Raw genomic sequence first — 14,758 nt, 5'->3', positions numbered from 1 at the left:
TACGGCGCGCATTCCGACGCAACGGAATGACCGCCGATAACAATGGAGCGAGACAACATGGCAGACAACACCAGCGACAGCACCAGCATCACGAAGATCGAAACCTACGGTTTCGAGCGCATTCCCGACGCTTCGCGATCCGCGCGGCCCATCGATCTGTTCCGCCTGCTGTTCGGCGGCTGCAATACGTTTTCGACTTCGGTGCTCGGCAGCTTTCCGGTGCTCGTCGGCCTTTCGTTCGAAGCGAGCGTGTGGTCCATCGTGATCGGCGTGCTCGCGGGCACCTGCATGCTCGCGCCGATGAGCCTCTTCGGGCCGCGCAACGGCACGAGCGATCCGGTGTCGTCGGGGGCGCACTTCGGCATTCATGGCCGCATCGTCGGATCGTTTCTCGCGGTGCTCACATCGGTCGCGTTCTTCTCGCTCGCCGTATGGAGTTCGGGCGATGCGCTCGTCGGCGGCGCGCACGACATGATCGGCTTGCCGGTCAATCCGTGGACGCTCGGCACGGCGTATCTGGTGTTCGCGGTGCTCGTGCTGATCGTCTGCATCTACGGATTTCGCTTCATGCTGTGGGTGAACAAGATCGCCGTGTGGGCGGCGAGCCTCATGTTCGTACTCGGCGCATTCGCGTTCGCGAAGCCTTTCGACGTCCACTACGCGGGCGCGCTTCAGCACGGCAGCGCGGGCTTCTGGGCGGCGTTCGTCGGCGCGGCGCTGGTCGCGTTGAGCAATCCGGTTTCGTTCGCGTCGACGCTCGGCGACTGGGCGCGCTACATTCCGCAATCGACGCCGCGCCACCGCGTGATAGGCGCCGTGTTTCTCGCGCAGATCGCGACGTTCGTGCCGTTCCTCTTCGGCCTCGTCACCGCGACGATCATCGCGACGCAAGCGCCGAGCTTCATCAGCTCGAACGACTACGTGGGCGGCTTGCTTGCGGTATCGCCGCGCTGGTTCCTGTTGCCGATGTGTCTGATCGCGATCATCGGCGGACTGTCGACGGGCACGACCGCGCTCTACGGCACGGGCCTCGACACGTCGAGCATGTTCCCGAAGTTCCTCAACCGCGTGCGCGCGACGGCGCTGATCGGCCTGCTCGCCATCGGCTTCATTTTCGTGGGGCGTTTCGCGTTCAACCTCGTGGAAAGCGTGGCGACGTTCTCGACGCTCATCTGCACCTTCAGTTGCCCGTGGATGGCGATCATGGTGATCGGCTTCGTGCAGCGCGGCGGTTTCTATCTGGCCGACGATCTGCAAGTGTTCAATCGCGGCGGGCGCGGCGGCCACTATTGGTATAGCCACGGCTGGAACTGGCGCGCGATGGGCGCATGGCTGCCGGCCGCGTTCATCGGGCTGACGTTCGTGAATCTGCCGGGACAGTTCGCCGGGCCGCTCGGCGCGCTCGCGGGCGGCTGCGATCTCAGCGTGCCGGTTTCGTTCGTCGTGGGCGGCGCGCTGTATCTGACGATGCTGCGGCTCTTTCCCGAACCCGACGCCGTTCACGGTCCGCAAGGGCGCCGTCTCGTCGGCGCGTCGCGCGAATCTTCACGCACGAGCGCGCACGTTCCGATCACGGCGCGCGTGCGCGAGGATTGACTTTCATAACGCTCGTCTATTCGAACATTCGGACGATAGATTTAATCGACCGTTGATCCAGCGCTTTTCCAGTATCGGTTCAACACATGGACGTTATTCACGCGTGTGTTTCAGTGCGGATCGCAAAGGCGATCCGAGACGGAATACATCGCGTTCCGGCATTCCCCGACAGGAGACGAGATGTCCGAGCCGAAACATCCAGCCGATGCAGAAGCGCGTCGAGTCTTTCTGAAGAACGTTGCGGTCGCCGGCATGGCGACGGGCCTGTCGGGCGTCGTAGGCGATGCGCTGGCGCAGGCCGACGCGTCGCCATCGACCGGGACGGGCGCGGCGTCGAAGCCGGCGACGCGCGCGACGCTCGACATCAATCAGCAGTACGCCAACTTCCTTAACTTCGCGGATGCACAGGACTTCGAGGACGCAACCGACGCATCGCGGCGCAGCAACATCGTCGTGATGCCGGAGGCGGGCTTGCGCGCATGGCTCGCCGGACGGATCGGCGCGCGCGCGGCGCTCGGCGATGCGCTCTTTCACGTCGACGCGCCGGCGCTCGCCGGAACGACGCTGGCGACGATGCTCGCGAGCGCCGAATCTTCCGTGGCCGACGCGCGCTGAAGGAGCGCCGATGACGGTTTTAGTCGATCATCCGGAAGGTTTGTTCGTCGTGCTGCTCGCGCTGTTCATCGGCGCGGTGGCGTGCGGCGCGCACGTATTGCGGCGCTTCGCCGTGCTGCCGCCGGAGGATCGCGAAGACTTCAACATCATCCAGACTTCCACGCTGACCTTGCTTGCGCTGCTCGTCGGCTTCAGCCTTTCGATGGCGGTGAATCGCTACGACTTGCGCAAGACGCTGGAGGAAAGCGAGGCGAACGCGATCGGCACCGAATATGCGCGCGCCGATCTCGTCGATGCCGCGACCGGCGCGAAGATCAAGTCCGCGCTGCTCCGCTATACGAAGCTGAGACTGGCGAACTACACGACGCGCGCGCCCGATGCGCTCGCGACGATCGTCCGCGATACGTCGAATGTCGAAACGGAGCTGTGGCAGCTCGCGACGCAAGTGGCGAAGGATCAGCCGACGCCCATCGGCGCGCTCGTCGTCGCCGGCATGAACGACGTGCTGAACTCGCAGGACTACTCGGAGGCAGCGCGCATCAACCATATTCCGCTGGGCGCGTGGTATCTGATGATCATCATCGCGCTGCTCGGCTGCGTGATGCAGGGCTACGGCGCGAAGGGCAAGCTGACCAAAGGGCTGCTCATCACGATTCTTCCGGCGACGGTCGCGCTGTCGCTCGCGCTGATCGCCGACATCGACAGTCCGAAAGGCGGATTGATCCGCGTCGAGCCGCGCGATCTCACGCGGTTGCTGCAGTCGATCGGAGCGTGAGAGCCATGGCGCGCGTCCGGCTGCGTGCTATCTTTTTGAGTGGAAGCAGATCTTCCGCCCAGGAGAGATCGTGGACGTCGCCGCCTGGCTGCGCAGCCTCGGAATGGAACGGTACGAGCCGGTGTTTCGCGAGAACGCCATCGACGCCGACGTGCTGCGCAATCTCACCGCCGACGACCTGAAGGAACTCGGCGTCGCGCCGGTCGGGCATCGGCGCAAGCTGCTCGATGCGCTGGCCGGACTGCCGCATGCGTCCATCAAACCGGGCGATGAAGGAGAGCGGCGGCAAGTCGCCGTGCTTTTCGCCGACCTGTGCGGCTTCACGCAGATGAGCCGGGAAATCGACGCGGAAGAAGTGCTCGACGTGCTCGATCGATACTTCGAGCAGGTCGATCGCATCGTGGAGCTGCATGGCGGCCATGTCGACAAGCACGTCGGCGACTCGGTGATGGCGGTCTTCGGCGCGCCGGTCTCGCATGGAAACGATGCCGAACGCGCCGTGCGCGCCGCGCTCGCAATCGACGATGCGATGCCCGGCCTGTCGCGCGCGCTCGGTCGCGCGGTTTGCGTGCACATCGGCATTGCGGGCGGCGAGGTCGTCGCGAGCGGCACGGGCAGCGCGACGCATCGGGCGTACACCGTCACGGGCGACACCGTCAATCTCGCGTCGCGTCTCACGGACGCGGCCGGCACGGGAGAAATCCTCGTATCGGAGGCCGTGCGGCGTCATCTGGCCGAGCGTCTCGATTGCGTCGAACGCGGCGCGCTGTCCGTCAAGGGATTCGCCGATCCGGTTCCGGCATGGCGCATCGCCGGCATTCGACACGCGCCGCCGATCCGGCCGATGGTCGGCCGCTGCGAAGATCTGCTCGCGTTCCGGACCGTGCTCGGCTCGTGCCGCGCGACGGGCCATGGACGCACGATCGTGCTGCGCGGCGAGGCGGGCATCGGCAAGACGCGCCTCGTCGAAGCGTTCGAAAGCGCCGCGCGGGATGCGGGATTCGTCTGTCACGGCGGGCTCGTGCTCGACTTCGGCGCGGCGACCGGACGAGGCGCGATTCAATCGCTCGTGCGCGGACTGCTCGCGCTCGACAATCCGAACGATGACGCAACGATAGGGCAGGGCATCGCCCAGGCGATCGCCGCCGGTTCGATCGATGAAGGCGATGCGCTCTTTCTCGAAGACCTGCTCGACATGCCCATGCCGCTCGCGGATCGCACGGTCTTCGAGGCAATGGACAACGCGATGCGCGTTCGCGGCCGGCGCGATGTCGTGGCGCGGCTCGTTCGTCGCGCGAGCGGCCGGCATCCGCGGGTTCTTGCCGTCGAAGACATTCACTGGTCGGATGCGCCGACGCTGGCGGACCTCGCGGCGCTATCCGCGACGGCGGCGGATTGCGCGGCCGTGCTCGTACTGACCGCGCGCCCGTTATCCGAAACCTTCGACGCGTCCTGGCACGCCGCGCACGGCGCGCCGTATTCGCTCATCGATCTCGGACCGTTGAGCGCAAGCGAGGCGCGCGTCATGGCCGAATCGTTTCCCGGCGCGACGGCGGATCTCGCGGAGCGCTGCATCGCGCGGGCGGCGGGCAATCCGCTGTTTCTCGAACAGTTGCTGAACCACGCGCAGGACGGCGCGGAATCCGGCGTGCCCGGCTCGGTGCGCAGTCTCGTGCAGGCGCGGCTCGACCGGCTCGATTCCGCCGGCAAGACCGCTTTGCAGGCGGCGTCGGTGCTCGGGCAGCTCGTCGAGAAGGATGCAGTCGATTTTCTCGTCGATGAAACCGGCGCGGGCGCCGCGCTCGAATCGCCGTCGATGGATCGCCTGGTGCGACGCCAGGGCGCCGGCTTCATCTTCCACCACGCGCTGATCCGCGACGCGATCTACGACGGGCTGCTGAAAAGCCGTCGCCGCGCGTTGCATCGTCGCGCGGCGCAGTGGTTCGGCGAGCGCGATCCGGTTCTGCGCGCCGAGCATCTCGATCGCGCCGCGGATCGCGCAGCGGCGCTCGCCTATTGCGACGCGGCGCGCGTGCAGGCGTCGGCGTATCGGCATGAAGCGGCGCTTCGGCTCGTCGCGCGCGGGCTCGAAATCGCGGATGCGGACAGCGACCGCGCCGCGCTCGAATGCCTGCGCGGCACGATCCTGCACGACGCGGGCGACATGACATCGGCGCTCGCGGCGTTCGAAACCGCGCTCGGCTTCGCCACGACCGACACGGCGCGCTGTCACGCGTGGATCGGGCGCGCGACGGTGAAGCGCGTCATCGACGATCTCGACGGTGCGTGGGCCGATCTGAATCGCGCCGCATCGGCCGCGACCGCGCAAGGACTGCTGCGCGAGGAAGCGCGCATCCATTTCCTGCGCGGCAACCTGTGTTTTCCGCGCGGCGATATCGAAGGCTGCGTGCGCGAACACGAACGCAGCCTCGCGCTCGCGCAGCAAGCGGGCGACGCGGAACTGGAGGCCGCCGCGCTCGGCGGAATCGGCGACGCGCAGTACATGCGCGGACGGATGATCAGCGCGAACGACGCCTTCAGCCGCTGCATCGAGCTGTGCCGGCGCCACGGATTCGGACGGATCGAAGTCGCCAATCTGCCGATGTACGCGATTACCGCATGGTTCGCGGGCGCGGCGAACGCGGGGCTCGATGCGGCGCTCGCGAGTGTGGCCGCGGCGGAGAAGGTCGGGCAGTTGCGGGCGCTCGCGGTTGCGCATCATGCGGCGTTTCACTGCCTGCACGATCTCGCGCAGTGGGATCGCGCGTGGGAGCATGTCGGCCCGGCGCTGCGCTGTGCGCGCGAACTGAAATCGAGGCGCTTCGAAGGCGAGGCGCTCGCGTTGCGCGCGGAATTGCATCGTGTCGCGGGACGCCGGCGCGACGCGCTCGACGATATCGAAGAGGCGCTGTCGATCAGCCGCGAGACCGGCATGACGTATCTGGGCGCCGCGTATCTCGGCGTGCTGGCGCGTTCGACGGACGACGTCGCGGTCTTCGACAGCGCGCTCGCCGAAGGCGAAGCTCTGCTCGCCAGCGGCGCGGTGAGCCACAACCACTTTCTCTTTCGGCGCGACGCGATAGACGCGTGCCTCGATCGCGGACTTCTGGACGCGGCCGCGCATCACGCTGCGGCGCTCGAAGATTACGCGCGACGCGAGCCATCGCCGTTTTCGGCATTCGTCGTGGCGCGGGCGCGCGCGCTCGTCGCGCATGGCAAGGGCGACCGGAAAGCGGCGTCGACGGATGCGCTACAGCGGCTCGCGCAAGAGGGCAGGAAGCGCGGCTTGGTTTACGCGCTCGCAGCAATCGATGACGCGCTGCGTCGATGAGGACGGCGATCATGTGGAACGAATGGACGCGTCGAATCAAGGTCTTCGTTCAACGCTTCTGGCAGCCGACGAGCGCATGCATGACGTGCATGCCCGGCAGCTGGGGCAATATCGCCAGCGCCGCGCACTGGATGGTGGCGTTCAAGACCGGGCTTCTGACCGGACTGCTCGCGCTGCTTCTGACCTTCACGCCCGCCGCGAAACTCTACGGAAACCGGTACGGCAATGCAGCGCTCGTCGGCGTGCTCACCGCGATCGGCGATGCGTATGCGCATCCGGGCCACTATCGTCTGCCTTACGTCGAGCATGTGCTGACGGGCGCCGTCTCCATGCTTCTCGCGCTGCTCGCTTCGTATCTGTTCGAGGACCGCGCGCGGCGCCTTCGGGTGGCGTGGCGACGCGTGTTCGGGTAGCCGGCGTCGTATGATCCGCGAGCAAGCCAATCTCGAATCAGGATCGCCAATGTCATCGAGCATCAACAAGCAGGACCTGGAAGCGATGTCGAGCTTCCGTTACGAGCTGCGCAAGTTCCTGCGCGTGTCGGAGGAAGTCTGCAACGCGGCCGGCATCACGACGCTTCAGTACCAGTTGCTTCTGCATGTACGCGGATTTCCCGAACGGCGCTGGGCCACCGTGGGCGAGCTCGCGGAGCGGCTGCAGGCCGCGCCGAACGGCACCGCGGCGCTGGTGTCGCGATGCGAGACGGCGGGACTCGTCACGCGCAAAACCGACAAGACCGATCGCCGTCAAGTGCAGGTTCACCTCACCGCGAAGGGCGAGCGGTGCCTGCTCAGGCTCGCTGCAGAACACAAGGCGCACTATGGATCGTTCGGCTGGGTGTTCGGTCCGCAGGAAGTGTGATGCAACTTTTATGTCACAATGTGCCTTAAATTTTAGGCGGCTTCCCCGATGCACATTCCTGGATTCATCGACCGGCGCACCATCCTGCGCGCGCGCAGACTGTGGCTGCATTACGGCGTGTTCTGGCTCGGCGCGATCGCGACCGGGCTCGTCGCGGTCATGTATGCACGGCTGATCGACTTCGGGTACGACGCTTTTCTGCGCGTCGTCGCCGTCTACTGGTGGTTGCCGCTGCTGCTCACGCCCGCGATCGGCGCGCTCGCTGTCTGGCTGACGCGCCGCTTCTTTCCCGGCTCCGAAGGCAGCGGCATTCCGCAGGTCATCGCCATGCTGCACGACAAGCGCGAGCTCGGGCCGCGCCTGCTCACGCTGCGCATTCTCGTCGGCAAGATCGCCATATCGTTTCTGTCGATTCTCGGCGGCTTCACCATCGGGCGCGAAGGGCCGACCATCCATGTGGGCGCGGCGCTCATGTTCAGCTTGCGCCGCTTCTATCCCACACGCTTGCGCAACATGCGCGGCGGCGCGCTGGAACGCAATCTCGCGCTCGCGGGTGCGGCTGCGGGATTGTCGGCGGCGTTCAATGCGCCGCTCGCCGGCGTGGTGTTCGCCATCGAAGAGCTCACGCGCAGCTTCGAGCAGCGCACGAGCGGCGTGCTGATTACGGCGATCATCTTTGCCGGCATCGTTTCGCTCGCGCTGCAAGGCAACTACGTCTACTTCGGCACGATCGATCTCACCGGACACTTCCCCGAATCGCTCGCGCTCGCCGTCGTTTTGCTCGGCGTGGTGACGGGCATCGCGGGCGGCATCTTCTGCTGGCTGTTGCTCAACACGGAGCGCTGGATGCCGGGCCGTCTCGCGAGCTGGCGTCAGACGCATCCGGTGGCGTTCGGCGCGGCGTGCGGGCTCGTCATCGCGGTCATCGGCGTGGTGGCGGGCGGCCATACCTTCGGCAGCGGCTATGCGGAAGCGCGCGGCATGCTCGAAGGCCACACGGAAGTCGGCGCGAGCTATCCGTTGCTGAAAATGGCGTCGATGGTCGGGTCGTATCTGCCGGGCGCGCCGGGCGGACTTTTCGCGCCGTCGCTCGCGATCGGCGCGGGCATCGGCAATGCGCTGCATCTCGTGTTCGGCAACATGGAATTGCCGATGCTGATCGCGCTCGGCATGGTCGGCTATCTCGCCGCCGTCACGCAGAGTCCGATCACGGCGTTCGTGATCGTCATCGAGATGATCAACGGTCACGCGCTCGTGCTGTCGCTGATGGCCACCGCGCTGATTGCGAGCCAGGTGTCGAAGCTGTTCGCACCGCCGCTCTACGAAGCGCTCGCGCAGAAGTACATGGGCAAGTGACGCCGCGCGTCACGATGCGAGCTTGCGCGCGAGGCGGCGCATGCCGTCGAAGATCGTCTCGGCGACGTCCATCGGGAAATCGCGTGGCAAGCGTGCGGCCACTTCATCGATGACGTGCGGCGTGCGCGCGCCGAGTTCATCGATCATCGTTTCGACATCGTTCGCGGCAAGGCCGACGCGCCGCCCCTGCGCGATCCAGTGCCGCCGCTGAATCTCGCCGATCAGATAGTGCGCGTTCTTGCTGCGCACGGCCATCGCGAGGCGCACGCGTTGCGCGGCGAATTGATTGGCCCGCGTACCGATGACCGGATGCGCCGAGAGCACGTCATAAAGCGGCGTCGATTCATACCGGTTGCCGGGCAGATGCGCGATGCTGAAGTTCTTCGCGTGACCATCGGTGGCGGCGAGTATCCAGAAGATCATCTGCGTGCGAAAGAAGCGAAGACGGTCCTGTGCGGCGTGCGTCGATCCGGCGAGCACCTCCATGATCCGTTCGATGCCGGGACCGCCGTCCGACTCGTACTTGAGCAGCGCGGGCGTGCCGGTGGCCTGACACATGTCCTCTTGCGGCAGGCGCAGGATCCACGATTTGTCGCTCGACAGACGGCGATCGAAGCGCTCGACGACGAGCACCTTCTGATCGTCGAAGCGTTCCATTTCGCATCGCGCGATGGGCAGGCCGAACGCCGCGACGATCTTCGAGCAGAGCCATTCGTTCTCGACCGATGTACGCATGTCGGCGCGCATGTTGCCGACGAGCCCGAGCGGCAGCTTGAAGATATGCGTGGTCGGCGTGCTGCCTTCGGGCAGAAGCCAGCGCTTGCCGTGACGCAGAAGCGCGGTCTTTTCCTGCGCCCCGGCGATGGACAGGCGCAGGTCGTCGACCGTTTCGTGCTGACCGAGTTGCGGCGCCGATGTGGTCTCGCGCAACAGACGCGCGATCTGCGATGCGGTGAGCGCACGGCCTTTTATGGTGTCGAGATCGACGGGCGCTTCGCCGGGCGGCAGCATTTGAAGGGCGCCGACGCAATCGCGGCCCAACTGCGCGAGCAACTGGAACGGCGCCGTGCCGCCGGTGCGGAATCGCGTGGCGATGCGGCGGCGGATCGGCTCGCTATCGGGCAGGAGATTGTCGAAGAAGTCGGTGACGACTTGCCCGCGCCACGGCTGATTGCCCGGCGTGAAGGGCAGCGACAGCGATAGCGGACGGCCTTGAGGATCGGCGATCCAGTCGTCGCGATAGACGAGGCGTTCGCCGGCCGCGCCTGTTTCCCAATGCCCGACGGGCAGGCCGTTCATCCACAGGTCGAGTCGGCCGGATTGCGTGCGGCGCGCCATGATTACCAGTTCTCCCGTTTCTTCGAGGCCGCAGCGGCGGCCGTGGCGCGCTTGCGTGCGGGGCGCGCGGCGGTGGCCTTGGCCGCGATGGGCGGCGGCGGGTGTATCGACGCGGCTCCGCTCGCCTTTTCCGCTCGCGTGAGCGCGAGTTCCACGTCGAGCACGCGTAGAACCTTGAAGAGACGTTCGACGCTCACTGCTGCCGGATTGGCTTCGAGTTGCGCGTACGTCTGCTGCGTAACGCCGAGACGCGCCGCGACCGCCGCTTGCGTAAGGCCCGCCGCCTTGCGAAAGCCGATCAGGATCGGCCTGAGCTGGCTCAGTGTTTTCAGCGAATAGTCCATCGCGTGCTCCTACAGGTTTTGATCTGTAAAGCCATTTTACAGCCTTTGATTTGTTAAGCGTGAAAACAGATCATAGCCTGTAAATCGATGCGTGCCCCGTCGATGCCTCGTCCTTTGGGTTTGTCCCAATGGCCTCATCGTCAAGGTCGCAACTGATGCGCGAAATGGCGGGCGGGCGTCCCGGCCTCATCACGAAGACGGGGCTCGGCACGTTCGTCGATCCGCGTCAGCAGGGCGCGCGTCAGAGTCCGTCGACGGAAGAGATGCTCGTCGAGCTGATGCATATCGACGGCGAGGAATGGCTGCGCTTCAAGCCGTTCCCGATCGATATCGCGTTGCTGCGCGGCACCACCGCCGACGAAGACGGCAACGTCACGATGGAACAGGAAGCCGTGCTCGGCGAAATGCTCGCGATGGCGCAGGCGACGCGGCGCGCGGGCGGCATCGTCGTCGTGCAGGTGAAACGCATGGCGCGGCGCGGCACGCTGCCGCCCAAGCAAGTGAAGATCCCCGGCATTCTCGTGGACTTCGTCGTCGTCGAGCCGGAGCAGCGTCAGACTGATCGTGCGGCGCGCGGCGATGGAGCTGTATCCGCATGCCGTGTGCAATCTCGGCGCAGGCATTTCGACGGGACTCTCGACCGTCGCCGCGGAAGAAGACCTGCTCGACTCGGTGATCCTCACCAACGAGCAAGGGCTGATCGGCGGTGCGCCCATCACAGGCCGCGATTCGGGCGGCGCGCAGAACTTCGCCGCGATGATCGAGCAGCCGTCGCAATTCGACTTCTACGATGGCGGCGGTCTCGATCTCGCGTTCCTCTCGTTGGCGGAAGTCGACGCGCACGGCAACGTGAACATCAGCCGCTTCGGCGACAAGATCGTCGGCGTCGGCGGGTTCATCAACATCAGCCAGAACGCGAAGCGCGTGATCTTCAGCGGCACGCTCACCGCGGGCGGGCTCGACGTGCAATGGGAGAACGGCAAGACGCGGATCGTGCAGGAAGGCAGGCATCGCAAATTCGTGCGTTCGCTCGAACAGATCTGCTATAGCGCGCCGCTCGCGCGCGAGCGCGGCAATTCCGCGTTGTTCATCACCGAGCGCGCGGTGTTTCGTGTCGGCGATAAAGGGCTGGAGTTGATCGAAGTCGCGCGGGCATCGATATCGAACGCGATGTCTTCGCGCAGATGGATTTCCGTCCAGCCATCGCCACCGACGTGCACGAGATGGACGCGCGCATCTTCGCGCCGCAACTCATGGGCATCAAGGATGAAACGGTGGCCCGGGAACGTAGGCATCGTTCGCAACGCATCGCCGAGTGGTACGGGAGCCGCGCATGAGCGCCGCGTCGATCACGGGGCGCACGCGCTTGTACGGCATCATCGGCGATCCTATCGCGCAGGTGCGCTCGCCCGAAGTCTATACGCGCAAGTTCGCCGATGCGGGCATCGATGCGGTGCTCGTGCCGATGCACATCGAGGCAAGCGAGATCGATGCGGTTCTGCCCGCGCTGCTGCGCCTGAAGAACCTCGACGGCCTGCTCGTGACGTCGCCGTTCAAGACACGTGCGCTCGCCATCGCCGATGAAGTGCATTCGCGCGGACGGCGCATCGGCGCGGTGAACGCTTTGCGTCGCGATGACGAAGGCCGCTGGCACGCCGACATGTTCGACGGCGAAGGCTTCGTGCGCGGCCTGCTCGCGAAGGGCCACGACGTGAAAGCGAAGCGCGCGCTCGTGCTCGGATGCGGCGGCGCGGGCGCGGCCATCGCGGTATCGCTCGCGGATGCAGGCGTCGCGCACATCACGCTCTGCGATATCGATCGCGCGAAGTCTGCAACGACGTGTCCGAGCGCGCGTTCCAGCTCGAACACGGCGGTCAATGGGTGAAAGGCAAGATGGCGCCCACCTTCGGTCCGCTCGGTCCGTGGCTCGTCACGCCCGATGAACTCGGCGACGTGCAGAATCTGCCGCTGTGGCTCGAACTGAACGGCAAGCGCATCCAGAACTCATCGACGTCCGACATGATCTTTCCGATCAGCAAGCTCGTTTCGTACATCAGCCAGTTCGTCGTGCTCGAAGCGGGCGATGTCATCACGACGGGCACGCCGCCGGGCGTCGGCCTCGGCATGAAGCCCGAGCAATACCTGAAACCGGGCGACGTGATGAAGCTATCCGTCGAAGGGCTCGGTGTTCAGGAACAGACCGTCGCGCGCTGGGACGATCAGTAACGCCGCAACCCATACGACGCAAGAACGGCGGACATACGCGTCCGCCGTTCGCTCACGCTTCGATCAGAAGCGGTGACGCAAGCCCACGGTCGCCGAGACCTGGCTGTTCGTCGACGATGCCGACAGTCCGTTGATCGCCGCCGTGATGCCCGAATCGCCCGTATCGCTCACGTGCTGATACACGCCTTGCAGATACACGTCGGTGCGCTTGGACAGCGCGTACGCCGTTTGCAGGCTGAACTGATTCCACTTCGGATCGACGCCTTCGAGATGGCCGTCGGTGAAGGTGTACGCGCCCGACACCGACCACGCGGGCGTCAGGTTGTAGCGGCCGTTCACTTCGTAGTTGGTGAAGCGCGCGCTGCCGCCATCGAGCGTGATGCCGTTGGTCGTGCCCGATGCCGATGCGCCGATGCCCGTCGCGCCGTCGAGTCGCGTCTGCGTGAAGACGAAGCCCGCTTCCGCCGCGCCGAACGTGTAGCTCAGGCCCGCGCCGAACGTGCGCTGACGGCTTGCGCTGAACGTGGCGTCATCGCTGACTGCGCCGCTCGAATTCAGCGTCGCGCCCGCGTTGTTCAGCTGCATGTAGCTCGCCGCTACGTTCAACGGACCGTAGTTGTACGATGCGCCCACGCTATACGCGCGATTCGTCGCGAAGCCGCCCGCATCGTTCGAGAAGCCATACAGGCCGCCGAACTTGAAGCCGCCGTAGTTCAGGCTCTGGTACTTCACGGAGTTGCTGACGCGGAACGAGTTGTCGAGGTTGTCGTTGTCGAACGGATGCGCGGCCTGCGTGCCGCCGTATTGCGTGCCCGTGAGTGCGAGCGGGCCGAGATAATCGACGACGGAATCGTACTGACGGCCGAGCGTGAGTGCGCCCGCGCGATCGCTCGACAGTCCGACGAACGCCTGACGGCCGAACTCGCGTCCGCCTTGGCCGAGCTTGCCGTTCATGATGCTGAAGCCGCTTTCGAGGGTGAAGATCGCCTTCAGGCCGCCGCCGAGATCTTCCGTTCCGCGCAGGCCCCAGCGGCTGCCGTTGACGGCGCCGCTCGTCGCCTGAACGTTATGCGCGCCGCCCTGATTGTTCGTGTAGGTGAGGCCCGCGTCGATGAGGCCATAGAGCGTCACGCTGCTTTGCGCGTGCGCCGTGCCGGCGACGGTGCCGAGCGCGGCCAGCGCGCTCAGCGTGAATAGGGATTTCTTCACTGTGGTATCTCCAAGAGAGCTTGAGGTTCTTTCCGATCGATCGGTCGACGCATCGGACGGCGGATTAAATCACGGCACATGACGTGCTTTCGTTGGACGCGAGTTACCGAATGTTGTGTAACGCGTGCGCCTGCGGAGCACAGCGAAAGAGGAATCCCTTGAGCATCAATGCGTTCGCGTGCGCGCGATGCCGCAATGCGGCGCGAATCGCGATCACCTGCGGTAATGCCTTGTGCGAATCGGAAGGACGTTGTGGTCTGCGCGCGACATCCGCGTACTGAGTAAGATGGCCGAGTGTGTCCGGATTGACATGAAGTTGAGGTCCGGATTGATGGACAATCTCGTCTTGAGGCGCGACGCCGCCCGCTCTCGAACCGGTGCAACGAAGTGAACGAATCTCAACTGCTGCTCGTGGAAGACGACCCGGAAATCAGCGAATCGCTCGCGGATTATCTGCGCGGCAAGGGCTTTCGCGTGCAGGTCGCCGGAAGCGCGGAAGCCGGACACGAACTGCTCGCGCGCGGCGGCTTCGACCTCGTGCTGCTCGACGTGATGCTGCCCGGCGAAGACGGCCTGAGCTTCTGCCGTCGCGTGCGTGCATCGGGCGGGCCGCCCATCATCATGCTGACCGCGCTGTCCGAACCGACCGACAAGGTCGTCGGCCTCGAACTCGGCGCGGACGATTACGTGTCGAAGCCCTTCGATCTGCGCGAGCTGCTCGCGCGCATCCGCGTCGTGTTGCGCCGCGGCCAGACGAACGAGGCCGCCGCGCGCGCGCCGGCAAGCGAAATCGTGATGACGTTCTCCGGCTTCACGTTCTATCCGTACCGGCGCTTTCTACGCTCGCCCGCCGGCTTGCGCGTGCCGTTGACGGGCGCCGAAACCGACTTGCTGCTCGTGCTGTGCCAGCATCCGCGGCAAGTGCTATCGCGCGAAGAACTCATCCGTCTCACGCGCGGCAAAAACTTCCCGATCGCGACGCGCTCCGTCGATCTGCTCGTGAGCCGGCTGCGCCGCAAGCTCGCGGGCGACGATCCGCTCGATGATCCGATCCGAACCGTGCGCGCCGACGGTTACGCGTTCCAGCCCGAAGTGACCGCCCAGTGA

14 protein-coding genes and 2 pseudogenes are annotated in these 14,758 nt (G+C 65.6%); 11 read left to right on the top strand and 5 right to left on the bottom strand.

Features of this window, described 5'->3' with window-relative positions; all coding sequences use genetic code 11:
- Positions 1–57: 57 nt before the first annotated feature.
- The 7 genes from NCS03_RS29530 to NCS03_RS29500 all read left to right on the top strand — a co-directional run bounded on the left by NCS03_RS29530 (position 58) and on the right by NCS03_RS29500 (position 8,534).
- The gene (locus NCS03_RS29530) at positions 58–1,596 is read left to right on the top strand and encodes a purine-cytosine permease family protein (RefSeq protein ID WP_250530380.1); all 1,539 of its coding nucleotides are present in this window, start codon (positions 58–60) and stop codon (positions 1,594–1,596) included.
- A 180-nt stretch (positions 1,597–1,776) separates the two neighbouring features.
- Positions 1,777–2,211 carry a hypothetical protein gene (locus NCS03_RS29525; RefSeq protein WP_250530379.1) on the top strand — a complete coding sequence of 145 codons (435 nt, stop codon included), beginning with the start codon at positions 1,777–1,779 and terminating at the stop codon, positions 2,209–2,211.
- A 10-nt stretch (positions 2,212–2,221) separates the two neighbouring features.
- On the top strand, positions 2,222–2,986 hold the full coding sequence (locus NCS03_RS29520) for a bestrophin-like domain (RefSeq protein WP_008345338.1): 765 nt from the start codon (positions 2,222–2,224) through the stop codon (positions 2,984–2,986).
- Between the two features lie 70 nt (positions 2,987–3,056).
- A complete protein-coding gene (locus tag NCS03_RS29515) occupies positions 3,057–6,317 on the top strand; it encodes an adenylate/guanylate cyclase domain-containing protein (RefSeq protein ID WP_250530378.1) in 3,261 nt (1,086 codons plus the stop codon).
- Between the two features lie 11 nt (positions 6,318–6,328).
- Entirely contained in the window at positions 6,329–6,730 is a 402-nt protein-coding gene (locus NCS03_RS29510; RefSeq protein ID WP_008345340.1) for a hypothetical protein, read from the top strand.
- 49 nt (positions 6,731–6,779) lie between these two features.
- Entirely contained in the window at positions 6,780–7,178 is a 399-nt protein-coding gene (locus NCS03_RS29505) for a MarR family winged helix-turn-helix transcriptional regulator (RefSeq protein WP_008345341.1), read from the top strand.
- A gap of 48 nt (positions 7,179–7,226) precedes the next feature.
- Positions 7,227–8,534: a chloride channel protein gene (locus NCS03_RS29500; RefSeq protein WP_008345342.1), complete on the top strand. Its 1,308-nt coding sequence runs from the start codon at positions 7,227–7,229 to the stop codon at positions 8,532–8,534.
- A gap of 9 nt (positions 8,535–8,543) precedes the next feature.
- Here the strand turns inward: NCS03_RS29500 and NCS03_RS29495 are convergent, their stop codons facing one another.
- The gene (locus tag NCS03_RS29495) at positions 8,544–9,875 is read right to left on the bottom strand and encodes a type II toxin-antitoxin system HipA family toxin (RefSeq protein WP_250530392.1); all 1,332 of its coding nucleotides are present in this window, start codon (positions 9,873–9,875) and stop codon (positions 8,544–8,546) included.
- Complete coding sequence (locus NCS03_RS29490; protein ID WP_250530377.1) at positions 9,875–10,216, bottom strand: helix-turn-helix transcriptional regulator; 342 nt, start codon at positions 10,214–10,216, stop codon at positions 9,875–9,877. The genes NCS03_RS29495 and NCS03_RS29490 overlap by 1 nt, the downstream gene beginning before the upstream one ends.
- 128 nt (positions 10,217–10,344) lie before the next feature.
- Here NCS03_RS29490 and NCS03_RS31315 point away from each other — a divergent pair.
- Positions 10,345–10,695, top strand: a pseudogene (locus NCS03_RS31315) (CoA-transferase); the annotation flags it as partial.
- Positions 10,696–11,001: 306 nt separating this feature from the next.
- Here NCS03_RS31315 and NCS03_RS31310 read toward each other — a convergent pair.
- The gene (locus NCS03_RS31310; RefSeq protein WP_350029380.1) at positions 11,002–11,199 is read right to left on the bottom strand and encodes a hypothetical protein; all 198 of its coding nucleotides are present in this window, start codon (positions 11,197–11,199) and stop codon (positions 11,002–11,004) included.
- A gap of 60 nt (positions 11,200–11,259) precedes the next feature.
- Positions 11,260–11,511, bottom strand: a complete 252-nt coding sequence (locus NCS03_RS31305) for a hypothetical protein (RefSeq protein WP_350029379.1) — start codon at positions 11,509–11,511, stop codon at positions 11,260–11,262.
- A gap of 38 nt (positions 11,512–11,549) precedes the next feature.
- Between NCS03_RS31305 and NCS03_RS29480 the strand changes: the two genes are divergently transcribed.
- Positions 11,550–12,101 carry a shikimate dehydrogenase family protein gene (locus NCS03_RS29480; protein ID WP_239295323.1) on the top strand — a complete coding sequence of 184 codons (552 nt, stop codon included), beginning with the start codon at positions 11,550–11,552 and terminating at the stop codon, positions 12,099–12,101.
- Positions 12,044–12,442 (top strand): annotated as a pseudogene (locus tag NCS03_RS29475) (fumarylacetoacetate hydrolase family protein); the annotation flags it as partial. The gene NCS03_RS29480 and the pseudogene NCS03_RS29475, both read left to right, overlap by 58 nt.
- 63 nt (positions 12,443–12,505) lie before the next feature.
- Here NCS03_RS29475 and NCS03_RS29470 read toward each other — a convergent pair.
- Positions 12,506–13,651, bottom strand: a complete 1,146-nt coding sequence (locus NCS03_RS29470) for a porin (RefSeq protein ID WP_250530376.1) — start codon at positions 13,649–13,651, stop codon at positions 12,506–12,508.
- 387 nt (positions 13,652–14,038) lie between these two features.
- Here NCS03_RS29470 and NCS03_RS29465 point away from each other — a divergent pair, with 387 nt between their 5' ends.
- Entirely contained in the window at positions 14,039–14,758 is a 720-nt protein-coding gene (locus NCS03_RS29465; RefSeq protein ID WP_008345349.1) for a response regulator, read from the top strand.

The organism is Caballeronia sp. ATUFL_F1_KS4A, from assembly GCF_023630905.1.
Lineage (GTDB): Bacteria > Pseudomonadota > Gammaproteobacteria > Burkholderiales > Burkholderiaceae > Caballeronia > Caballeronia zhejiangensis.
This window is presented reverse-complemented; position numbering and strand designations above follow the sequence as displayed.